Origin of the sequence: Ramlibacter ginsenosidimutans (assembly GCF_016654015.1) — a bacterium.
GTDB classification, from domain to species: domain Bacteria; phylum Pseudomonadota; class Gammaproteobacteria; order Burkholderiales; family Burkholderiaceae_C; genus Ramlibacter; species Ramlibacter ginsenosidimutans.
On sequence record NZ_JAEPWM010000010.1, the window covers coordinates 188,212 to 209,772 of the forward strand.

The following is a 21,561-nucleotide window of genomic DNA, read 5'->3' on the forward strand; positions in this document are numbered from 1 at the left end:
GGCTTTCGTAGGCTGGCGGTGAGCGCCAGCGAACCCCAGCGTTTACAGCACCATGGAAGCCGGGTTCCGGGCTTTCGTAGGCTTGCGGTGAGCGCCAGCGAACCCCAGCGTCTACAGCACGTCCGCCAGCGACAGCGCCGTGAGATGCCCGCTTTGCCACAGCCGCGCCGTTGCGCCCTCCCTGGGCACCAGCAGCTGCTGCATCAGCGGCTCCAGCGCGGTGGACCGCGGGTCGGCAAGCAGCACGTAGCGCGTGCCGTCGTCGTCCTGGACTTCGTTCACGCGGCCGATCCAGTCCAGTTGCACCAGCGTCTCCAGCACCGGCTCGAGCTGCAGCGCGTCCACCTCCATGGCCGCCGCGAGCTCGCTCGCACTGAGTCCCTTGCGCGCCGTCGGGCGCGCAGTCTGCAGGTGGCCCAGGATCTCCAGCGCCAGCTGGAACTGCCAGCCGTGCCCCGCCGGCCGGCGGCGCGGGCCGGCGAGCAGGCTGGGCAGGTAGGCCGTGATGACGGCCCCCAGCAGCACGATCACCCAGGTGATGTAGATCCAGACCAGCAGGATGGGAAAGGTGGCAAAGGCGCCGTACACCATCGAGTAGGTCGGCACCGTGCCGATGTACCAGGCCAGCACGCGCTTGGCGATCTCGATGCCGATGGCCGCGAACGTGCCACCGGCGATGGCATGCGCCCGCCGCACCGGCGTGTTCGGCACGTAGCGATAGAGCGCGGCGTAGGCTGCGGCCAGCGCCGCGAACTGCAGCAGGTTCAGCAGCAGGGCGACCACGTGCGGCAGCGCCGAGAAGATGCCGCGGCCCGCCGAGGCGAGATAGGAGGTGCTGGCCAGGCTCACGGCCAGCAGCACCGGGCCCAGCGTGATCACCGCCCAGTAGATCAGCACGCGCTGGCCGAAGGGCCGCGGGCGGCGCACCCGCCAGATGTTGTTCAGGGTGCGGTCGATCGTCAGCACCAGCGCGATGGCGCTCACGATCAGCGCGGCGAACCCGAGGCCGCCGAGACGGCTGGCCTTGCCGGCGAACTGCGTGAGGTACCCCAGCACCTGGCGGGAGATCGCATCGGGCACCAGGCTCTGCACCAGCCAGGACTGCAAATTGGCCTGCAGCTTCCCGAACATAGGAAAGGCCGTGAAGATCGCCAGCGCCACGGTGAAGAAGGGGACCAGCGCGATGGTGGTCGTGAAGGTGAGGCTGCTCGCCGAGAGGCCCAGCCGGTCCTCGCGGAAGCGCTCGCGCAGCATCTGCGCCGTGGGCACCCAGGGAAAGCGGGCGAGGTCGGCGGCGAGCTGGCGGAGATTCATCGCTCGCTATGATGCCATTGCCCATGCAGAGTCCCGAAGTCGCCGTTCCTCCCGCCGTCGAAGCCACCCGCTGGATCGCCTTCGCGAGCCTGCTGGGCCTGATCGTCCTCAGCCTCGCCTGGGAGCTGTGGCTGCCCGCCCGTCCCAGCCTGTGGGTCGTGAAGGTGCTGCCCTTGTGCATCCCGGTCACCGGCCTGCTGAAGCGCCGCATGTACACCTACCGCTGGGTGAGCCTGCTGGTGTGGCCCTATTTCCTGGAAGGCGTGGTCCGCGCGAACGAGGGCTGGCCCGCCGCGCTGGAAATCGCGTTGTCCCTCATCCTCTTTGCTGCCTGCGGCATGCACGTGCGCCTGCGGCTGCGGAGCGTCAAGTCATGAACGAACAAGTCCTCACGCAACTGCGCGCCGCCGTCGGCGCGCCCAACGTCCTCACCGAGGGCGACCTCACGCCCTGGGAGCAGGACTGGCGCAAGCGCACGCGGGGCAAGGCGCTGGCCGTGGTGCGCCCCGGCTCCACCGAGGAAGTCGCGGCGGTCGTGCGCGCCAGCGCCGCCGCCGGCACGCCGATCGTGCCGCAGGGCGGCAACACCGGACTGGTGGTGGGCGGCGTGCCGGACGCCTCGGGCCGCGAAGTCGTCCTGAGCCTCACGCGCATGAACAAGGTGCGCGCGATCGACCGGGACAACCTCACGATGACCGTCGACGCGGGCTGCGTGCTGCAGAACCTGCAGCAGGCCGCGGACGACGCCGGCCTGCTCTTTCCGCTCAGCCTCGCCGCCGAGGGCAGTTGCACCATCGGCGGCAATCTCGCCACCAACGCCGGCGGCACGCAGGTGCTGCGCTACGGCAACACGCGCGAGCTGTGCCTGGGACTCGAGGTGGTCACCGCACAAGGCGAGGTGTGGAACGGCCTCACGGGCCTGCGCAAGGACAACACGGGCTACGACCTGCGCGACCTGTTCATCGGCAGCGAGGGCACGCTGGGCGTGATCACCGGCGCGACGATGAAGCTCTATCCGCGACCCGCCGCGCGCGTCACCGCTTGGGCGGCGGTGCCGTCGATGGAATCAGCCGTGCGCCTGCTGGGGCTCGCGCTGCAGCAGCTCGGCGCCGGGCTCACCGGCTTCGAGGTCATGGGCCAGTTCGCCCTCAGCCTGGCGGACAAGCACTACCCGCAGCTGCGCGTGCCGCTGTTCCGCGACCATCCGTATTGCGTGCTGCTGGAGAACTCGGACCAGGAGTCGGAGGAGCACGCACGCGGCCGCTTCGAACACCTGCTCGAAGCCGCGCTCGCCGACGGCTGCGTGGCCGACGCGGTGGTGGCCGAGAACATCGCGCAGGCGCGCGGGCTGTGGCACATCCGCGAATCGATTCCGCTGGCGCAGGCCGACGAAGGCCTGAACATCAAGCACGACATCTCGCTGCCGGTGTCGCGCATCCCGGTCTTCTGCGCCGAGACCGACGCGCTGCTGCAGCGGCAGATCCCGGGCGTGCGCCTGGTGAACTTCGGCCACCTGGGCGACGGCAACCTGCACTACAACGTGCAGGCGCCCGCGGGCGGCGACATGAAGGCCTTCCTGCGCGACCACGAGGAGCAGGTGAACACGCTGGTGTACGACCAGGTCAAGCGCTTCGAGGGTTCGATCTCGGCGGAGCACGGCATCGGCGCGCTGAAGGCGGCCAAGCTGCCGGAGTACAAGTCGAAGGTGGCGATCGGCTTGATGCGGGCGCTGAAGCAGGCGCTGGATCCGGGGAACGTCCTGAATCCGGGACGGGTGCTTTCGGTGTGAGAAGGCAGCAGCCCAGCCCCTGAGATAATCTGGCCATGACGACGTCCCGCCCCGTCCGTTCGCAGTACGAGGATTTCATGCGCCATGTGTACACGCATGGCACGCCCAAGACCGACCGCACCGGCACCGGGACGCGCAGCGTCTTCGGCTACCAGATGCGCTTCGACCTGAGCGAGGGCTTTCCCCTCGTCACGACGAAGAAGGTGCACCTGAAGTCCATCATCCACGAGCTGCTGTGGTTCCTGGAAGGCTCCAGCGACAACAACAAGCTGCGTGAGCGCGGCGTGACGATCTGGGACGAATGGGCGCGTCCCGACGGCGACCTCGGTCCCGTGTATGGCGTCCAGTGGCGCAGCTGGCCGACGCCCGACGGCGGCACCATCGACCAGATCGCCGAGGCCGTGAAGACCATCAAGACCAATCCGGACTCGCGCCGCATCATCGTGAGCGCCTGGAACGTCGCCGACATCCCGAAGATGGCCCTCGCGCCGTGCCACGCGTTCTTCCAGTTCTACGTGGCCGACGGCAAGCTCTCGTGCCAGCTGTACCAGCGCAGTGCGGACATCTTCCTGGGCGTGCCTTTCAACATCGCCAGCTATGCACTGCTCACGCACATGATGGCGCAGCAGTGCGACCTGGCCGCAGGCGACTTCATCTGGACCGGCGGCGACTGCCACATCTACAGCAACCACCACGAGCAGGTGGAGCTGCAACTGAGCCGCCAGCCCTACCCATATCCGACGCTGCACATCAAGCGCAAGCCCCCGTCCATCTTCGACTACCAGTACGAGGACTTCGAGGTGCTGGATTACCAGTGTCACGGCGCGATCAAGGCGCCGGTGGCCGTCTGAGCGAACGAAGGTAGGGGTGATCTGCGACCGCGTCGCAACTGCAGGGCGCGAACCGGCCTGGCCGCCCCGTTGCGATCAGCGCGGTGAGTTCGCAGGCGCCGTGCCCGCGGGCATCTTCCGCGCCCGCGGCGCATCAGCCTGCCGGCCCTTGTCGCGGAACACGATGAGCGCATTCATCAGGAAGTTCGCGGAAAAGGCGACGCCGATGCCCACGATCTTGGCGAGCACGGGCGCAACCGGCAGCAGGGTCGCGACCGCCCAGGTCACGCCCGCGTTGATGGCCAGCCCCACCGTGGCGAACGCCAGGAACATCGCCGCCCGGCGCAGCGAACGCCAGTCGCTGCCGAACACCCACGCGGACGTCAGCGTGTAGTTGACCACCGCCGCGAGCAGGAAGCTCGCCACGGCCGGCGCCAGCACGCTTCCCATGTGTTGCGCGAGCAGGTGGAAGCCCGTCACGTCCACCACGGCCGCGATGCCGCCGGTGACGAAGTAGCGGGCCGCTTGGGTCGTGAGGTGCGGCCGCATCATCCCGCAAGGACCTGCATGCCGGGCGCCGCCTGCGGCGCCAGCAGCGGCTGGAACACCGGATCGTCGAAGCGGCGGAAGGTCGCCACTCTCGCATCCGGCTTGCGTGTGCGGATCAGCGCCTGCACGCCGGCCTGCCAGGCCACCGCGGCGTCGCGGTCGATCCGGTCGCCGATCATCAGCGCGCGGGAAGCCGGCACGCCTGTGCGTTCCAGGATGGCGCGCAGGCCGGTGGGGTTCGGCTTCAGGGCGCCGATCTCCGCATCGGTGGCGCTCACCACCGGGTGCGCCTGCAGTCCGAGCGCCGCCAACTTTGCCGCCGCCGGGTAGTCGGAAAGCACGGCCACCTGCTTGCCCGCCGCCCGCAGCGCGTCGAACAGCCGGTCGACGTGGGGATAGCGGCAGGCGGCCAGCAAGGGCAGCGGCCGCTGCTCCATCCATTCGCCCACCAGCGCCCGAACCTCGTCCGCCGTGCAGCCCGCGTGGCCCGCAGTACGGGTGTACTGCAGCTCATCGAACTCGGGCGGCTGCTCGTCCCCCAGGTCCTCCCGGACGTTGCGGAAGGCGCGCAGGATGCGCAGCGTGCGGGTGCTGCGCCGCGCCGCCGCGTCCAGCAGCAGGCGGCCCAGCATGGCGCGGCGAAGGCGACTCGCATCGTAGAGCGTGCCGTCGACGTCGAACACCGCCAGGTCGATGCGGTCCCAATCGATGGCTTGCATCACTGCGGAATCGTGACGGTGATGAACTGGGGTTGCGCGAGGTTCTGCAGCCAGCCGATGTGCACGAAGCTCAGGGCGACGAAGGCCAGGGCCGTGAGCGCGCTGAGCACCATCAGGCGGGGCTCGCGGAACAGCTTCTCGGGCTTCTGGGCCACCGAGCCGCTGCGCATCGACAGCGACAGGTACTGCGCGAACAGCGCGATGATCAGCGGGCAGGCCAGCAGGTACTCGATGCGGTACTTGACCATGAACACACCGACCAGCATGGTTGCGAGCAGCGCATAGACGAAGCAGGAGATCGTCAGGCGCTCTTCGGTGTACTGCTGGAACGAGCGACGATACAGGTGCAGCACGCCCACGCCGGGACCGGCGGAGATCTCGCGGTACTCGGACAGGCGCTTGGCGCCCATCAGGAACGCGCCACCCATCCAGTACGCGACCAGGAAGGAAGCGGGCGCGATCGTGCCGCCGTCGATCATGGCCCAGCCCAGCATCAGGCGGATCGGGTTGTTGATCGATTCCGACAGGACGTCCAGGTAGGCCGTGTCCTTGGTGCGGATCGGCTTCACGTTGTACATCACGCCCGACAGCCAGAACAGCACCGCTGTGGCGAGGAACAGCATGTTGACCTGGCGTGCGAGGACCAGGCCCAGGATGGCGCAACCGGCATAGGCCGCGTACACCGGCAGCGCGCGCATAGCGACGTTGACCGCTGGACGCTTAGACTTGTCAGGGTGGTACGCGTCGAACTCGCGGTCCAGCCACTCGTTGATGATGTAGTTGGCCGACGCGATGAGGACGGCGCTGGCGAAGCCCAGGACGATGTTCATCCAGGACTGCAGCACCGGCGCATCGCGCAACATCCACGCCAGCACGATGCCCGGCACGATGAAGACGTGCTTGGTCATGTGGTCCAGGCGCGCCATCTGGAGGTAATCGGTCCACCGGGCGGTGGGGGCCGCAACCCTGGCCGAGTGGGACAGGTCAGGCGTCATGGGGAGCTCCTTGGAGAGTGGGAGACAGGAAGGAAGGTGCGACCGGGGCTGCCGCGCCGGATCGCCGTGCCTGGAGTGCGAAGGCCACGCCCGCGAGCGCCAGGAGGGGCAGCAGCCACATCACGCGGGACTGGAAGCGGTCCAACGGCGAGGCCAGCGTGGCGCAGACGACTGCGTTGACCAGAATCCCGGCCACCACCACGCTCGCGAACTCGCCGAAGCGCTGCGGCAATGCGGGGCCGGCGGCGCGGGCGCTGCCTTGCAGCCGCCGCCCTGCGAGCGCGACGGCCAGCAGGAGCGCGGCGATCACGCTGGCGTAGGTGGTGACGGTGATCACGTCGTCGGTGCCGGGAGCATCGAGCGTGCGGCTCGCCAGCAGGCCGGCGTACACGGAAGGCGGCACCCGGCCCTGGTACATGCGCAGCTGCGGGGTGCTCACGCCGGCCACGTCCACGCGGAAATGCGTGAGCTGCCGCAAGGTGTCCGTCGCGAAACCCTTCAACACCGCCACCGGCTGGTCACGCAGGACGTCGAACAGGAAGCGCATCTGCTCGTCGGAGATCCGCCGCTTGGTCGCGGGGTCTGCCAGTGCAAACGCTCCCTTGGCCGGGTCGGCCGAGAACAGGAAGTCCTCCCAATAGGTCGGGTAGTTGCCGACGAACTGGCAGGCGGCGTAGCCGGCGTCCGGGCAATGGCTGCGCAGGAACGTCGTTCCGGGGCCTTCGTCGATGAGGCGCGCCATCGGGTGCGGCAGCCGCAGCGGCGGCGCGCCGACCACTTTCTGGACGGCGAAGTCGAAGGCCTTCTCGGCCGCCACCGCACCGAGCAGGCACACGGCCACGGCCACGAGGCCTGCGAGCGGCAAGGCGCGCCAGCGGCGCATCAGCCGCGCGGCCAAGGCCAGCACGAGCAAGCCGGCCGCGACGGCCACGTGGCTCGTATGCGCCACCAGGCCGAACAGCAGAAGCCCGCCGACGGCCCAGCGCTCGCCCCGCGTCAGCCGGTCCCAGTAGACGCACAGCAGCCCGAAGCAAAGAATCGCCAGTCCCGCGAACAGGTCCGGCATCAGCAGGCCGGTGTAGAGCCCCAGCGGCGAGACGACGGCGAGCGCAGCGACGATGGCGAGGCAGGCGCCCCGGCCCAGTCCCCACACGCGGCGCAGGAGCAGGTACAGCAGGCCGACCACCATCGCCGCCTGGACGAGCACGGTCAGCCACAAGCCGCCCGTGAGAAAACCGAGATACACCAGCGCCCCGTAGTAGACGGAACGCCCCGCGAGCACGACCTTCTGATCCAGCGAAGTCACGGGCGCGAGCTGGCGCGGGGGAAGCGTAGCCGGCGCCCCGGCGTCCTGCTGACCCTCGCCTGGCAGCCACGTGGGCAGGCGCCCCTGCCCGACGAGCTTGGCGGCGCCCATCTCCGCGCCGCGCACGTAAGTGGGCGTGTCCGGATACAGGAAGGGCTGCCCGTTCCAGAACGCCGCCGCGCACAGGATCAACGCACCGGCCAGGAAGTAGAGCGTGGCTGCGATGAACCCCGACTTTCCGGGGCTTCGGCCAGCCGTCGGCCCCATCGTCGACGTCGCTTCACGCATCATCATGACCACAGAGCTGCTGGCCGCATGGCCATGAAGACGGTTCGCATCTGTCTCTCCTCCAGCAACTGAAGCGGAAGGGAAATTCTGCGGCTGATGCGTTGTTCCATGGGGTGCCCCACATGGCTCTTTCAGACTAGAAAACCGATGCGCTGCAGTGCATCGCGCAGGTTCTGTCGTCCGCTGCTACTGTGCGCGTAGGACAAGGCCGATCCGTGGTGCAGGCGGCCGCCGCGCGGCCTGTCAGAATCGCGCCTGATGCAAGCGACGACCCGACTCGGACTGATCTATGCGCGTTCGCGCAATGGCGTGATCGGCAAGGACAACGCCATGCCCTGGCATTTGCCGGAGGACCTGGCGCACTTCAAGCGCACGACGCTGGGCGCGCCGGTGATCATGGGTCGCAAGACCTGGGATTCCCTGCCGCCGCGCTTCCGGCCCCTGCCCGGCCGGCGCAACATCGTGGTGACGCGCGACGCGCAGTGGCAGGCGGCCGGCGCCGAGCGCGTAGCCTCGCTGGACGAGGCCATCGCCTGCGTCGCCGGGGAGCCCCAGGCCTGGATCACGGGCGGCGCGGAGATCTTCCGGCTGGCGCTCCCCCGCGCGCATGTGGCCGTGGTGACCGAGATCGAAGCGGACATGGAAGGCGACGTCCACGCACCCGAGCTTGGCGACAACTGGCGCGAAGTGGCGCGCGAGCGTCACGTCGCCGCCAGCGGCTTGCCCTACAGTTTCGTGACCTACCAGAACACACGACCGGAGGACTGACATGTCAGAGGGCGGATTCCACGTGCACGGCCCGCACGAACACGAGCTCGAACATGCGGTAGAGCATGCCGCCGAAGGCCACCATGGCGTCGCCGGCGGCAGCCTGACCAACCAGGTGGCCATGTTCACCGCGGTGATCGCCACCGTGGGCGCCATCTTCTCGTACATGGGCGGGGCCACGCAGGCCAATGCGGGCCTGTACAAGAACAACGCCGCGATCAAGAAGACCGAAGCGTCCAACCAGTGGAACTTCTACCAGGCCAAGAGCAGCAAGCAGAATTTGTCCGAACTGGCCGTGGCGCTGGTGAGCGACGACCGCAAGCCGCTCTACCAGAAGGAGATCGAGCGCTACAAGGCGGAGAAGGCGGAGATCAAGCTCGCCGCCGACAAGCTGGAAGCCGAGGCGCTGGACTGGGACCGCAAGAGCGAGGAGCAGATGCACCAGCACCACCGCTGGGCGCAGGCCACCACCGTGCTGCAGGTTTCCATCGCCCTGGCCGCCATCGCGCTGCTGACGAAGAAGAGGTGGCTCGAACTGGGCATGTTCGGCGTCGCCGCGCTGGGCACGGCGATTGGCGTGCTGGCGATGCTCCATATCTGACCCATGAAGATCACCACCTGGAACGTCAACTCCCTCACCGCGCGCCTGCAGCATGTGCTGGACTGGACGCAGGCCAACCCGGTCGACGTGCTGTGCCTGCAGGAGCTGAAACTCACCGACGACAAGTTCCCGCTGGACGCGCTGCGTGACGCGGGCTACCAGCACTGCGCGGTATTCGGCCAGAAGACGTACAACGGCGTCGCGGTCCTGAGCCGCTTTCCCGTGCGCGACGTGGTGAAGAACATCAACGGCTTCGCGGACGAACATGCGCGGCTTCTCTCCGTCACGATCGATGCGCCGCAGGGCGCGGTGCGCGTGGTGAACGGCTATTTCGTGAACGGGCAGGCGCCGGGCACCGACAAGTTCGCCTACAAGATGAAGTGGCTCACGGGCCTGCGCGAGCACGTGCGCGCGGAGCTGGCCGTAAACGACAAGACCGTGCTGCTCGGCGACTTCAACATCGCGCCGGAGGACCGCGACTCCTTCGACCCCGAAGGCCTGCGCGAGACCATCCACCACACGAGCGAGGAACGCGAGCACTTCCGCGGCCTCACCGCGCTCGGGCTGGCGGACAGCTTCCGCCTGTTCGAGCAGCCGGAGAAGAGCTTCAGCTGGTGGGACTACCGCATGCTCGGCTACCAGAAGAACCGCGGCCTGCGCATTGACCACATCCTGGTGAGCGAACTTCTGAAAGCACAGGTCAAGGCCTGCAGCATCGACCGCGTCCCGCGCAAGTGGGACAAGCCGAGCGACCACGCGCCTGTGACCGTCGAACTGCACTGAGCCGGGAGCGGGAGCGGGAGCGGGAGCGGGAGCGGGAGCGGGAGCGGTCAGCCGGACGCAGAGGTCGCAAAGGTTTCGCAAGAACGCAAAAGAACAGCCATCGAAGGTGGAAGTCCTTCTCCTCCCTTCCTTCTTTGAATGGTTTTCCTTTTGCGTCTTCTGCGAAACCTTTGCGTCCTCCGCGTCCGGATGCCCGCCTTCGGATGCCCGCCTTCGGATGTCCGCGTTCCTCACACCTTCGGTAGCGCCTCCCACCACTTCCCCTCGAAGCGCCCCTGCAGGTAGGCGATGAAGGCCTGCACCTTCTGCGGCACCAGCTTGGGCGAGGGATACACGGCGTGGATCTCCTGCTCCGGCAGGCTGTAGCCCTTGAGCACTTCCACCACCGCGCCCGACGCGAGGGAGTCGCTCGCCACGTACCAGGGCAGCGCGGCGATGCCCAGGTGCGAGCGGGCGGCGGCGAGCACCGCCGAGAGATTGTTCGAGCGCAGGCGCGCGGTGATGGGCACCGTGCTCGCCTCGCCGCGCGGCGACACCACCCGCCACACGTCGCTGCCCTGCACGCTGGTGTAGATCAGGGTCTCGTGCGAGCTGAGCTCCGCCGGCTTGCGCGGCGTGCCGTGCTTGCGCAGGTAGGCCGGCGAAGCGACCATCAGCCACGGGTTGGCGCCGAGGAAGCGCGCCCCCAGCGACGAGTCCGCCAGCTTGCCCATGCGCACCGCGACGTCGATGCCCTGCGCCACCAGGTCCGTGTAGCGGTCCTCGAAGCTCAGGTCCACGCGCAGTTGCGGGTGCTGGCGCATGAAGTCCAGGGCCAGCGGCACCAGCACGCGCCGGCCGAAGGCGACCGAGCTGCCCACGCGCAGCAGTCCCTGCGCCAGCGTCTGGCGCGTGCGGACCGCGCTGTCGGCCTCCTGCGTGTCGCGCACGATGGCCTTGCAGCGCTCGTAGTACAGCGCGCCCGCTTCGGTGGGGCTCACTCCGCGCGTGTTGCGGTTCAGCAGGCGCACCTTCAGCCGCGCTTCCATCGCCGCGACCTGCTTGGTCACCGTGGGTTGCGTGGTGGCGAACTCCTGCGCCGCGCGCGAGAAGCTGCCCGTCTCCACCACCCGCACGAACATCTCCATGGCCTGCAGCCGGTCCATCGCGTCCCCTATTCCTGGATGGAATGAATGTTATGGAGCGGCGCCGGCTTCTACAACCCGGCCGCGATTCCTACAGTCGTGACATCAACGACAGGAGTCCACCATGGCGAAAATGACAGCCGCACAGGCCGCAGTCTGGGTGCTGGAGAAGGAAGGCGTCACGCAGGCTTTCGGCGTTCCGGGCGCTGCGATCAACCCGTTCTACGCGGCGATGCGCAAGCAAGGCTCGATCGCGCACATTCTGGCGCGCCACGTCGAAGGCGCTTCGCACATGGCGGAGGGCTACACGCGCGCGGCCCCCGGCAACATCGGCGTGTGCATCGGCACGTCGGGTCCTGCGGGCACGGACATGGTGACGGGCCTCTACTCCGCGCAGGCCGACTCCATCCCCATCCTGTGCATCACCGGGCAGGCGCCGCGGGCGCGCATGTACAAGGAAGACTTCCAGGCTGTGGACATCGAGTCCATCGTGAAGCCGGTGACCAAGTGGGCGGTGACCGTGCGCGAGCCGGCGCAGGTGCCGCGCGCGTTCCAGCAGGCCTTCCACCTGATGCGCTCCGGGCGCCCCGGCCCCGTGCTGATCGACCTGCCCATCGACGTGCAGATGGCGGAGATCGAGTTCGACCCCGACACCTATTCGCCGCTGCCCCTGTACAAGCCGGCCGCCACGCGTGCGCAGGCCGAGAAGGCGATCGCGATGCTGCAGGCAGCCGAGCGCCCGGTGATCGTTGCCGGCGGCGGCATCATCAACGCGGATGCCACCGACCTGCTGGTCGAATTTGCGGAGCTCACCGGCGTGCCGGTGATCCCGACGTTGATGGCCTGGGGCTGCATCCCCGACGACCACCCGCTGATGGCAGGCATGTGCGGCCTGCAGACCAGCCACCGCTATGGCAACGCCACGATGCTGGCCAGCGACTTCGTCCTGGGCATCGGCAACCGCTGGGCCAACCGGCACACGGGCTCGGTCGAGGTCTACACCAAGGGCCGCAAGTTCGTGCACGTGGACATCGAGCCCACGCAGATCGGCCGCGTGTTCGCGCCCGACTACGGCATCGTGTCGGACGCGAAGGCGGCGCTGCAGCTGTTCGTCGAGGTGGCGCGCGAGCTGAAGGCATCGGGCCGGCTGCAGGACCGCAGCGAGTGGGTGGCCGAGTGCACCGAACGCAAGGGCACGCTGCTGCGCAAGACCAACTTCGACGCCGTGCCGATGAAGCCACAGCGCGTGTACCAGGGCATGAACGAGGTGTTCGGCCGCGACACCACCTACGTCAGCACGATCGGGCTGTCGCAGATCGCGGGCGCGCAGTTCCTGCACGTGTTCCGGCCGCGCGACTGGATCAACTGCGGGCAGGCGGGCCCGCTCGGGTGGACCGTGCCTGCGGCGCTGGGCGTGCGCGCGGCGGACCCGACGCGCCGCATCGTGGCGCTGTCGGGCGACTACGACTTCCAGTTCATGATCGAGGAGCTGGCGGTCGGTGCGCAGTTCAAGCTGCCCTACCTGCACGTCGTGGTGAACAACGCGTACCTGGGCCTGATCCGCCAGGCGCAGCGCGGCTTCGACATGGACTACTGCGTGCAGCTGGCGTTCGAGAACATCAACATGCCCGAGGCCGCCGGGCCCGAGCGCGGCTACGGCGTCGACCACGTGAAGGTGGTGGAAGGCCTGGGCTGCAAGGCGATCCGCGTGCACCAGCCGAGCGAACTCGCACCGGCCCTGGCGCAGGCCGAGGTGTGGATGAAGGAGCTGCAGGTGCCCGTGGTGGTCGAGGTGATCCTCGAGCGGGTGACCAACATCGCGATGGGGACCGAGATCGACAAGATCGTCGAGTTCGAGGAAACGGCGGCGTCCATCGCCGATGCGCCGACCTCCGTCGCAGCCTTGCTGGAGTGAGCACGATGGCCGACCAACTTCCTGCGATCGGCTTCATCGGCCTGGGCATCATGGGCGGCCCGATGGCCGCCAACCTGGTCAAGGCGGGCTATCCGCTGAACTTCCACACGCGCAGCCGCGTGCCGGGCGCGATCGCCGAGTCGTCCGCGGTGCGCTGCTCCAGCGCGGCCGACGTGGCGCGCCGCTCCGACATGGTCATCCTCATGCTGCCGGACACGCCGGACGTCGAGGCGGTGCTGTTCGGCGAAAGCGGCGTGGCGCACGGGCTGGGTGCGGGCAAGGTGGTGGTGGACATGAGCTCCATTTCGCCGATCGCGACCAAGACCTTCGCGCAGAAGATCCGCGATCTGCGTTGCGACTACCTGGACGCGCCCGTGTCGGGCGGTGAAGTGGGCGCGAAGAACGCGACGCTGAGCATCATGGTGGGCGGCGAGCCCGCGGTGTTCGAGCGGGTGAAGCCGGTGTTCGAGCGCCTGGGCAAGAACATCACGCTCGTCGGCGGCAATGGCGACGGCCAGACCGCGAAAGTGGCGAACCAGATCATCGTGGCGCTGAACATCGAAGCGGTGGCCGAGGCGCTGGTGTTCGCCGCGAAAGCGGGCGCGGACCCGGCACGCGTGCGGCAGGCGCTGATGGGCGGCTTCGCGTCGAGTCGTGTGCTGGAGGTGCACGGAGAGCGCATGGTGAAGAGAACCTTCGAGCCGGGCTTCCGGATCGAGCTGCACCAGAAGGACCTGAACCTGGCGCTGGCGAGCGCGCGCGCCCTCGGCGTGTCGTTGCCGAACACCGCGATGGCGCAGGAGCTGTTCAACGCCTGCGCCGCGCAAGGCGGCAAGGGCTGGGACCACTCTGGGATGCTGAAGGCGCTGGAGCGGCTGGCGGATTTCGAGGTGGCGTCGCCGCGGGATTGAGGCGCGCGCCAGGTATTGCTCCTTCCCCCTCTGGGGGAAGGTTGGGATGGGGGCGCTGCGCGTCAGGCGAGAGGCGGCCGTCGCACGCCAGCGTCGCGCTGCCCCCACCCCCTGCCCTCCCCCAGAGGGGGAGGGAGAAAACCAGACCTACTCCAGGCCCAGTTCCTGGATCTTGCGGGTGATGGTGTTGCGGCCGATGCCCAGTTTCTGCGCGGCTTCGATGCGGCGACCGCGGGTGTTTTGCAGGGCGGTGAGGATCAGCCTGGATTCGAAGCGCTTCGTGAGCTGTTCCCACACGTCGTGATGACCGGTGGCCAGCAACTGCAGCGCCTCCGCTTCCAGCGCCGACTCCCAGCCTCCGCCCGACGCGGACACCGCAGGCGCTGCAGCCCGCGCGCTGTCGCCAAACGCCGGCACACCGGCTGCACCCGCAGGCTGCGCGCCGTTGCCACCTGCAGCGTGCGCACCGATCGCACTCGCGCCGGGTGCACTGCCCGCAGCCGCAAGCTGCGCACTGTCCGCACCCGCCGCAAGCCCCGTTCCGGCACCCGGTGCACTACCCGCAGCCGCGCTCGCGCCCACGCCCGCAGCCGCGTCGCTCGCACCACTGGCAGCATTCGATGCCCCGATCTCCGGCGGCAGGTCCTTGGGCTCGATCAGCTGCGCCGGCGCCATCACCGTGAGCCAGTGGCAGATGTTCTCCAGCTGCCGCACGTTGCCCGGGAAGGGGAACGTCATGAGCCGCTCGATCGCCGCGTCGGAGATGCGCTTGGGCTCTACGCCCAGCTGCTTCGCGCTTTGCTGCAGGAAGTGGCGGGCGAGCATCGGGATGTCCTCGCGCCGCTCGCGCAGCGCCGGCAGCCGCAGGCGGATCACGTTCAGTCGATGGAACAGGTCTTCGCGGAAGTTGCCCTCCTTCACCCGCTGCTCCAGGTCCTGGTGCGTCGCCGCGATCACGCGCACGTTGGCCTTGATCGCGTTGTGCCCGCCCACGCGATAGAAGTGGCCGTCCGACAGCACGCGCAGCAGGCGCGTCTGCAGGTCGAAGGGCATGTCGCCGATCTCGTCGAGGAACAGCGTGCCGCCTTCGGCCTGCTCGAAGCGCCCGCGCCGCATGGTCTGCGCGCCGGTGAAGGCGCCGCGCTCGTGGCCGAACAGCTCGGACTCCAGCAGGTCCTTCGGGATCGCCGCCGTGTTGATCGCGACGAAGGGACCGTTCGCGCGCGGCGAGTGCTTGTGCAGCGCGCGCGCGACCAGCTCCTTGCCCGAGCCCGACTCGCCCGTGATCATCACCGTCACGTTCGATTGCGACAGCCGCCCGATCGCGCGGAACACGTCCTGCATCGCCGGCGCCTGCCCCAGCATCTCGGGCGCGGCGGCCATGCGCTCTTCCGCCACCTCCTCGCGCTGGCTCTCTTCCACCGCGCGGCGAATGAGTTCCACCGCCTTGGGCAGGTCGAAGGGCTTGGGCAGGTATTCGAAGGCGCCGCCCTGGAAGGCCGACACCGCGGAATCGAGGTCCGAGAAGGCCGTCATGATGATGACGGGCAGCCCCGGATGCTTTTCCTTCACCTTGGTGAGCAGGTCCAGCCCCGAGCCGCCGGGCATGCGGATGTCGCTCACCAGGATCTGCGGGCCGTCCTCGTCGTTCGCCGCGTCGAGCGCGGTGAGCATGTCGCGCCCGTTGGTGAAGCTGCGCGTCGGCAGGTCCTCGCGCATCAGTGCTTTCTCGAGCACGAAGCGGATGGATTGGTCATCGTCAACGATCCAGATCGGCTTCATGTGCTTCCTGTCACCTCAATGCAATGTTCTCGTATCCCTCAGGGCAGCGGGATCAGGATCTTGAAATCCGTCCGCCCCGGCACGCTGTCGCACTCGATCAGGCCATGGTGCTGCTGCACGAAGGTTTGCGCCAGCGTCAGCCCCAGGCCGGACCCGCCTTCCCGCCCCGACACCAGCGGGAAGAAGATGCGGTCCTTGATCGAGTCCGGCACGCCGGGCCCGTTGTCGATGACATGCAATTCCAGTGCCAGTCGATAGCGCTGCTTGCCGAAAGTGACCTGCCGGCCGATGCGCGTCCTGAAGGTGAGCTGCGCATCGCCCGCCGCGATGCGATCCGCGAGCGCCTGGCAGGCGTTGTGCGCGATGTTCAGCACCGCCTGGATCAGCTGCTCGCGATCGCCCCGGAACTCGGGGATCGAGGTGTCGTAATCGCGCACGACCTTCAGCCCCTTGGGAAACTCCGCGAGGATCAGCGAGCGCACGCGCTCGCACACCTCGTGGATGTTCACGTCGCCCACCACGTGCGGCCGGCGGTGCGGCGCCAGCAGGCGATCGACCAGCGTCTGCAGGCGGTCGGCCTCGTGGATCACCACGCGCGTGTATTCCTTCAGCGCCGGATCGATCTCCATCTCCAGCAGCTGCGCCGCCCCGCGGATGCCGCCCAGCGGGTTCTTGATCTCGTGCGCGAGGTTGCGGATCAACTCCTTGTTGGCCTGCGCCTGGTCGATCAGGCGCTCCTCGCGGTCCTGCCGGGCCTGCGCTTCCAGCGGCAGCAGCTCGATGACGAACTCGTCGGGCGCGTCGGTCTGCGCGAGCACCACGTGCACGGGCATGGGGTCGGCCTGTTGCCGCACCAGGCGCGCGTCGTAGCGCAGCGCCGCGTACTCATTGATGCGCGCGCCATCCAGTGCGGTGCGCAGCACCAGCGGCTCGGTGAAGAAGTTGAGGAAGCTCGCGCCCTCGATGGTGCGGCGCGAGGAGCCCACGGCGTCCTCGAGCGCGGAGTTGGCGAACAGGACGGTGCCATCGCCCCGCACGACGGCCACGAGCGTGGCCAGCAGGTCGAAGGAATGGAAGCGCTGGGACGGCGAGGAAGGCTTGTTCAAGCCCTCATTTTCCAGCCGAGTTGGCCGTGCCGTTGCCTGACGTGCGCGCCAGTTCGCGCTGCAGCCCGGCGATGTCCTGGTCCGTGCGCTCGAGCGCGGCCTTCATTTCAGCCACGCGGTCGAGGTACTTCTGGTAGTTCTTGCCCTCGGCGCCCTGCTTCTCGGGCTGGCCGTTGTTGTATTCCCTGGCCAGTTCCTCTCGGCGCGCCTGCGCCTTCTTGAGCTCGGCTTCCAGGATGGAACGGGCTTCCGCGTCGCGCGCGCGCTGCTCGTTGCCGTCCACGCGCGGAGCCGACGCCTGCGGGGCCGTCACGACGTTGACGCCCTTGCTGCCATAGGCCTTGGTCCCCTGCACCACCGTCACGTTACCGCCCTCGACCAGCTTGCAGCCCTTTGCGGCGGCCTCGGCCTTGTCGTTGGTATAGGTGTTGCCGCAGCGCCAGATCTGCGTCTGGGCCGACGCGAGCCCGCAGGCGGCGAGTAATGCAAAAGGAATCAGGACGTGGCGAATCTTCATGGATGCAATCTCCGGCACCGGGGTGCTCAGGTCGAGTTCGAGTATGACCCAATCTCTTCAGATTGCCAATTAAGGTATTGATTCAAAAAAGAAAAGGGGCGACATCTGTCGCCCCTTTTTATCGCCCGGCCGTGATGAATTACAGCCGCGCCCCGCCTTACAGCGAGTAGTACATGTCGAACTCGATCGGGTGCGTCGTCATGCGGAAGCGCTGGACTTCCTGCATCTTCAGCTCGATGTACGCGTCGATCATGGTGTCCGTGAACACGCCGCCCTTGGTCAGGAAGGCCCGGTCGTTGTCCAGGTACTCCAGCGCCTGGTCCAGGCTGTGGCACACGGTCGGGATCTTCGCGTCCTCTTCCGGCGGGAGGTGGTACAGGTCCTTGGTCGCTGCCTCGCCCGGGTGGATCTTGTTCTCCACGCCGTCCAGGCCCGCCATCAGCATGGCGGCGAAGCCCAGGTACGGGTTGCAGGTGGGATCCGGGAAGCGCACCTCGATGCGGCGGCCCTTCGGGTTCGCCACGTACGGGATGCGGATGGACGCCGAGCGGTTGCGGGCGGAGTACGCCAGCTTCACCGGGGCCTCAAAGCCGGGCACCAGGCGCTTGTAGCTGTTGGTGCCGGGGTTGGTGATGGCGTTCAGCGCGCGGGCGTGCTTGATGATGCCGCCGATGTAGTACAGCGCGAACTCGCTCAGGCCGGCATAGCCTTCGCCGGCGAACAGGTTCTTGCCGTCCTTCCACACGGACTGGTGCACGTGCATGCCCGAGCCGTTGTCGCCCACGATGGGCTTGGGCATGAAGGTCGCCGTCTTGCCGTAGGCGTTGGCCACGTTGTGCACGACGTACTTCAGCAGGATGGTCCAGTCGGCGCGCTGCACCAGGGTGCTGAAGCGGGTGCCGATCTCGTTCTGGCCGGCGCCCGCCACTTCGTGGTGGAACACTTCGACCGGGATGCCCAGCGACTCGAGGATCAGGGACATCTCGGCGCGCATGTCCTGCGTGCTGTCGACCGGGGGCACGGGGAAGTAGCCGCCCTTGGTGGTGGGACGGTGGCCCTTGTTGCCGCCTTCGATCTTCTTGTTGGTGTTCCAGGGCGCCTCGTACTCGTCGATCTCGACGAAGGAGCCTTCGGGGCCGGCGCTCCAGCGCACGTCGTCGAAGATGAAGAACTCGGGCTCGGGGCCGAAGAAGGCGGTGTCGCCCAGGCCCGACGCCTTGAGGTAGGCCTCGGCGCGCTTGGCGATCGAGCGCGGGTCGCGGTCGTACGCCTTGCCGTCACCCGGTTCGAGCACGTCGCAGCTGAGGATCAGCGTGGTCTCTTCGAAGAACGGGTCGATGTTGGCCGTCGCCGGGTCGGGCATCAGCAGCATGTCGGATGCTTCGATGCCCTTCCAGCCGGCGATCGAGGAGCCGTCGAAGGCGTGACCGCCGCTGAACTTGTCCTCGTCGAAGTGGGACACCGGCACCGTCACGTGCTGCTCCTTGCCGCGGGTGTCGGTGAAGCGGAAGTCGACGAACTTGACTTCGTTGTCCTTCACCATCTTCATGACGTCCGCGACGCTCTTGGCTGCTGCCATCAGGTTTCTCCTGGGGATGGTTGGTTGTGAATGAATGGGTGGCTGGCGGGGATGCAGGTTCTGTGCCAAAGCTGGTGCATGCAGCACGGCGCGCAGCGGCGCGATTCTCCCCGATCTGAGGCCGGTTCCCCGCTACAGCCCTGCGAAAAAAGCTCAGCAGCGCACCGCCGCGGTGCAAAAAGGGCCGCGCACTGCTCCGGTGCGGCTCAGTTTCGCACCAATTCGGGGCCAAGCCGGGCCTTCAGGACAGCAAGGCCATCCAGTAAGGTCCGGTAGGCCGGGTCCACGTGTTCGGGCGCGCCCTTCACCCCCAGGTCGATGTGGCGGCCATAGGTGGGGTGGTCCACGCTGGGCAGGCTGAACACCTTCACGGTGGGATGCTCGCGCTCCACCTGCTCCATCAGCGGCGTGAGCGTGGCCTCCATGGACCCGAACACGATCACCGACTTCTCGACATAGGCGCCCTTGGAGAACAGGTGCGCGTAGCGCTCGTCCAGCACGTTCTCCATCATGGGCCACGCCATCACGGGAAAGCCGGGCACGAAGTGCACCGTGCCCACGGTGAAGCCCGGGATCTTGTTGTACGGATTGCGGATGATGGTCGCGCCCTGCGGGAACACGCCCATGTTCAGGCGATGGATGTTGTCGGAGCGGTCCGGCTCGTAGGGGATCCCCTGCTCACGCGCCGTGTCCTGCATGCGCTCGCGGATCAGCGCCTCCGCCTCCGGATGCAGCTCAAGGGGCACGCCCAGCGCCCTGGCCGCGCACTGGCGCGTGTGGTCGTCCGGCGTGGCGCCGATGCCGCCGCAGGAGAACACGATGTCCCCCGAGGCGAAGGCGCGCTTGAGCGTCTCGGTGATCCGCTCAGGCTTGTCGCCGACGTACTCGGACCATCCGAGTTGCAGCCCGCGGGCGGAGAGCAGCTCGATCAGCTTGGGCAGGTGCTTGTCGGCGCGCTTGCCGGAGAGGATCTCGTCGCCGACGATGATGAGGCCGAAGTCAGGGCGGGTGGTGGTCATGTGGTGTGTATGGTTGCCGCGAATGCAAAAAGCGGTCCCTCCGCATTTTTCCACGCCCGGGGGCCGGCCGCGCAATCCTCCTCTGTGATGCGCTTGCACCCAGTTACCATGGGCAGATGAACTCGATCACCCCCGTCATCCTGTGTGGCGGCTCGGGCACGCGCCTCTGGCCCCTCAGCCGGAAGAGCTTCCCGAAGCAGTTCGTCCCCCTGATCGGGGACAAGAGCCTGTTGCAGTTGACCCTGGAGCGGGTCGGCGCCCTGGGCGAGCGTGTCGTCTGCGTTGCGGCCGACGACCATCGCTTCCTGGTGGCGGACATGCTCCAGCGAGCGAAGCGCGAAGGCACCATCGTGCTGGAGCCGGTCGCGCGTAACACCGCGGCCGCCATGGCCTTGGCCGCCCTGCAGGCCAAGCCCGAGGATTTCCTCCTCTTCTGCCCTGCCGACCACCACATTCCGGACGCGGCCGCCTTCCAGCGCACGATGCGCGAAGGCCTCACTGCCGCAGCCAACGGCATGATCGTCACCTTCGGCGTGGTGCCCAGTTTCCCGAGCACCGCCTACGGCTACATCCGCCAAGGCGAGCTGCGCCCCGACGGCAGCCTGCAGGTTGCGCAATTCATCGAGAAGCCGGAGGCTGCGCGGGCGCAGCAACTGCTGCTGCAAGGCGACGCGCTCTGGAACGCCGGCATCTTCCTGGCGCAGGCGCGCTTCCTCCTCGAAGCGCTGGGCGAGCACGCCCCCGACATCCTCGCCTCGTGCCGTGCAGCGATGGCTGCGGCGAAGTCCGAGCAGCCCGGCAAGGCCGCGCCGGGCGTGACCTTCGTGCGTCCCGACCGGGCGGCCTTCGAAGCGTGCCGCTCGCAGAGCATCGACTACGCCGTGATGGAGCGGCATGCGTTCGTGGCCGTGATCCCCTTCCGCGGCCAGTGGAGCGACGTGGGCAGCTGGAACGCAGTCGCCGACCTCGCCCCCGCCGACGCGCAGGACAACCGCGTGCAGGGCCAGGGCTGGACGCGCAACGCGCGCAACACCTTCATCCACGCGCCGCACCGGCCGGTGGTGGCGCTGGGCACGCACGACCTGCTGATCATCGACACGCCCGACGCCGTGCTGGTCGCGCAGCGCGACGCCGCCGAACAGGTGAAGGACGTGGTCGCGATGCTGGAGCAAGGCAACGCGACGCAGGCCGCCTTGCACCGCAAGGTGGTGCGGCCCTGGGGCTGGTACGACAGCGTCGACGCCGGCGAGCGCTTCCAGGTGAAGCGCATCGGCGTGAAGCCCGGCGCCTCGCTCAGCCTGCAGAAGCACCATCACCGCGCTGAGCACTGGGTGGTCGTGCGCGGCACCGCCGAAGTCACGCGCGGCGCCGAGACCTTCCTCCTGAGCGAAAACCAGTCCACTTACATCCCCATCGGCGAAGTGCACCGGCTGCACAACCCCGGGAAGATGGAGCTGGAGATGATCGAGGTGCAGTCGGGGGCTTATCTGGGCGAGGACGACATCGTCCGGCTGGACGACAGCTACGGCAGGAGCTGAATGCACCTGTAGATACTGTGTTCTCCGTCAAGCGGAGTGGAGTGCCGGATTGAATGGAAGTCCGGATTTCAACACTCCGTAGGCGATCGCCACCAGCTTGCGCATCAGAGCTCCGAGAACGAGCTTCT

At 67.9% G+C, this 21,561-nt stretch carries 20 protein-coding genes and 1 pseudogene; 9 read left to right on the forward strand and 12 right to left on the reverse strand.

Going from position 1 to position 21,561, the window contains the following annotated elements; translation table 11 throughout:
- Window positions 1-111: 111 nt before the first annotated feature.
- Window positions 112-1,314: a YihY family inner membrane protein gene (locus tag JJB11_RS20895; RefSeq protein WP_201176063.1), complete on the reverse strand. Its 1,203-nt coding sequence runs from the start codon at window positions 1,312-1,314 to the stop codon at window positions 112-114.
- A gap of 23 nt (window positions 1,315-1,337) precedes the next feature.
- On the opposite strand from JJB11_RS20895, the gene JJB11_RS20900 reads away from it, so the two are divergent.
- Genes JJB11_RS20900 through JJB11_RS20910 form a run of 3 tightly spaced genes read left to right on the forward strand, consistent with a single transcriptional unit; the run spans window position 1,338 to window position 3,954 of the window.
- Entirely contained in the window at window positions 1,338-1,691 is a 354-nt protein-coding gene (locus JJB11_RS20900; RefSeq protein WP_201176066.1) for a DUF2069 domain-containing protein, read from the forward strand.
- Window positions 1,688-3,103 (forward strand): FAD-binding oxidoreductase, encoded by a 1,416-nt coding sequence (locus tag JJB11_RS20905; protein WP_201176068.1) that lies wholly within the window; start codon window positions 1,688-1,690, stop codon window positions 3,101-3,103. Before JJB11_RS20900 ends, JJB11_RS20905 begins: the two co-directional genes overlap by 4 nt.
- 35 nt (window positions 3,104-3,138) lie before the next feature.
- Entirely contained in the window at window positions 3,139-3,954 is an 816-nt protein-coding gene (locus JJB11_RS20910) for a thymidylate synthase (RefSeq protein ID WP_201176070.1), read from the forward strand.
- 75 nt (window positions 3,955-4,029) lie between these two features.
- Here JJB11_RS20910 and JJB11_RS20915 read toward each other — a convergent pair whose 3' ends face one another.
- From JJB11_RS20915 to JJB11_RS20930, 4 genes are read right to left on the reverse strand one after another with little or no spacing between them, the layout of a single operon-like run.
- Window positions 4,030-4,485 carry a GtrA family protein gene (locus JJB11_RS20915; protein ID WP_201176079.1) on the reverse strand — a complete coding sequence of 152 codons (456 nt, stop codon included), beginning with the start codon at window positions 4,483-4,485 and terminating at the stop codon, window positions 4,030-4,032.
- Window positions 4,482-5,201 (reverse strand): HAD family hydrolase, encoded by a 720-nt coding sequence (locus JJB11_RS20920; RefSeq protein ID WP_201176081.1) that lies wholly within the window; start codon window positions 5,199-5,201, stop codon window positions 4,482-4,484. Before JJB11_RS20920 ends, JJB11_RS20915 begins: the two co-directional genes overlap by 4 nt.
- Window positions 5,201-6,196 carry a UbiA prenyltransferase family protein gene (locus JJB11_RS20925; RefSeq protein ID WP_201176082.1) on the reverse strand — a complete coding sequence of 332 codons (996 nt, stop codon included), beginning with the start codon at window positions 6,194-6,196 and terminating at the stop codon, window positions 5,201-5,203. Before JJB11_RS20925 ends, JJB11_RS20920 begins: the two co-directional genes overlap by 1 nt.
- Window positions 6,186-7,796, reverse strand: a complete 1,611-nt coding sequence (locus JJB11_RS20930; protein WP_201176086.1) for a hypothetical protein — start codon at window positions 7,794-7,796, stop codon at window positions 6,186-6,188. Before JJB11_RS20930 ends, JJB11_RS20925 begins: the two co-directional genes overlap by 11 nt.
- A gap of 252 nt (window positions 7,797-8,048) precedes the next feature.
- On the opposite strand from JJB11_RS20930, the gene JJB11_RS20935 reads away from it, so the two are divergent.
- The 3 genes from JJB11_RS20935 to xth are packed head-to-tail and all read left to right on the forward strand — an operon-like array spanning window position 8,049 to window position 9,942.
- Window positions 8,049-8,558: a dihydrofolate reductase gene (locus JJB11_RS20935; protein ID WP_201176088.1), complete on the forward strand. Its 510-nt coding sequence runs from the start codon at window positions 8,049-8,051 to the stop codon at window positions 8,556-8,558.
- Window position 8,559: 1 nt separating this feature from the next.
- Window positions 8,560-9,159 (forward strand): DUF4337 domain-containing protein, encoded by a 600-nt coding sequence (locus JJB11_RS20940; protein WP_201176090.1) that lies wholly within the window; start codon window positions 8,560-8,562, stop codon window positions 9,157-9,159.
- A 3-nt stretch (window positions 9,160-9,162) separates the two neighbouring features.
- Entirely contained in the window at window positions 9,163-9,942 is a 780-nt protein-coding gene (xth, locus tag JJB11_RS20945; protein WP_201176092.1) for an exodeoxyribonuclease III, read from the forward strand.
- Between the two features lie 230 nt (window positions 9,943-10,172).
- Here xth and JJB11_RS20950 read toward each other — a convergent pair whose 3' ends face one another.
- Entirely contained in the window at window positions 10,173-11,087 is a 915-nt protein-coding gene (locus JJB11_RS20950; RefSeq protein ID WP_201176095.1) for a LysR family transcriptional regulator, read from the reverse strand.
- 103 nt (window positions 11,088-11,190) lie between these two features.
- On the opposite strand from JJB11_RS20950, the gene gcl reads away from it, so the two are divergent.
- Window positions 11,191-12,981, forward strand: a complete 1,791-nt coding sequence (gene gcl / locus JJB11_RS20955) for a glyoxylate carboligase (RefSeq protein WP_201176102.1) — start codon at window positions 11,191-11,193, stop codon at window positions 12,979-12,981.
- A gap of 5 nt (window positions 12,982-12,986) precedes the next feature.
- Window positions 12,987-13,892, forward strand: coding sequence for a 2-hydroxy-3-oxopropionate reductase (glxR, locus tag JJB11_RS20960; RefSeq protein WP_201176104.1), 906 nt, complete (start codon window positions 12,987-12,989; stop codon window positions 13,890-13,892).
- A 147-nt stretch (window positions 13,893-14,039) separates the two neighbouring features.
- Here the strand turns inward: glxR and ntrC are convergent, their stop codons facing one another.
- The 5 genes from ntrC to JJB11_RS20985 form a co-directional block, all read right to left on the reverse strand.
- Window positions 14,040-15,674: a nitrogen regulation protein NR(I) gene (gene ntrC, locus JJB11_RS20965; RefSeq protein WP_201176107.1), complete on the reverse strand. Its 1,635-nt coding sequence runs from the start codon at window positions 15,672-15,674 to the stop codon at window positions 14,040-14,042.
- Between the two features lie 38 nt (window positions 15,675-15,712).
- Complete coding sequence (gene glnL / locus JJB11_RS20970) at window positions 15,713-16,780, reverse strand: nitrogen regulation protein NR(II) (protein WP_201964995.1); 1,068 nt, start codon at window positions 16,778-16,780, stop codon at window positions 15,713-15,715.
- A gap of 4 nt (window positions 16,781-16,784) precedes the next feature.
- A complete protein-coding gene (locus tag JJB11_RS20975) occupies window positions 16,785-17,297 on the reverse strand; it encodes a hypothetical protein (protein WP_201176109.1) in 513 nt (170 codons plus the stop codon).
- Between the two features lie 157 nt (window positions 17,298-17,454).
- Window positions 17,455-18,876, reverse strand: a complete 1,422-nt coding sequence (gene glnA / locus JJB11_RS20980) for a type I glutamate--ammonia ligase (protein WP_201176118.1) — start codon at window positions 18,874-18,876, stop codon at window positions 17,455-17,457.
- 206 nt (window positions 18,877-19,082) lie between these two features.
- Window positions 19,083-19,895 (reverse strand): competence/damage-inducible protein A, encoded by an 813-nt coding sequence (locus tag JJB11_RS20985; protein ID WP_201176120.1) that lies wholly within the window; start codon window positions 19,893-19,895, stop codon window positions 19,083-19,085.
- A gap of 116 nt (window positions 19,896-20,011) precedes the next feature.
- On the opposite strand from JJB11_RS20985, the gene JJB11_RS20990 reads away from it, so the two are divergent.
- Window positions 20,012-21,433: a mannose-1-phosphate guanylyltransferase/mannose-6-phosphate isomerase gene (locus JJB11_RS20990; RefSeq protein ID WP_201176122.1), complete on the forward strand. Its 1,422-nt coding sequence runs from the start codon at window positions 20,012-20,014 to the stop codon at window positions 21,431-21,433.
- 27 nt (window positions 21,434-21,460) lie between these two features.
- Here the strand turns inward: JJB11_RS20990 and JJB11_RS26180 are convergent.
- Window positions 21,461-21,561, reverse strand: a pseudogene (locus tag JJB11_RS26180) (IS110 family transposase); the annotation flags it as partial.